The following is a 335-nucleotide window of genomic DNA, read 5'->3' on the forward strand; positions in this document are numbered from 1 at the left end:
CACACAGATTGTCTGATGAAAAACAGCAGTAAAAACCTCTACAGGCTTGTAGCTCAGGTGGTTAGAGCGCACCCCTGATAAGGGTGAGGTCGGTGGTTCAAGTCCACTCAGGCCTACCAAATTTGCGAAGCAAATTTGAAGAGGTTGCAAACGATGGGGCTATAGCTCAGCTGGGAGAGCGCCTGCTTTGCACGCAGGAGGTCTGCGGTTCGATCCCGCATAGCTCCACCATCATTACTGCAAACACAAGAAAACTTCAGAGTGAACCTGAAAAGGTGCACTGCGAAGTTTTGCTCTTTAAAAATCTGGATCAAGCTGAAAATTGAAACGACACA

Annotated in this window: 2 tRNA genes; both read left to right on the top strand. The window is 47.8% G+C overall.

Features of this window, described 5'->3' with window-relative positions:
- Positions 1 to 42 precede the first annotated feature (42 nt).
- Positions 43 to 119: transfer RNA gene (locus CWM54_RS27925), tRNA-Ile, on the top strand.
- Between the two features lie 36 nt (positions 120 to 155).
- A tRNA-Ala gene (locus tag CWM54_RS27930) sits at positions 156 to 231 on the top strand.
- Positions 232 to 335: the final 104 nt, after the last annotated feature.

This window comes from Klebsiella sp. D-Nf1 (genome assembly GCF_002810515.1).
Lineage (GTDB): Bacteria > Pseudomonadota > Gammaproteobacteria > Enterobacterales > Enterobacteriaceae > Klebsiella > Klebsiella variicola.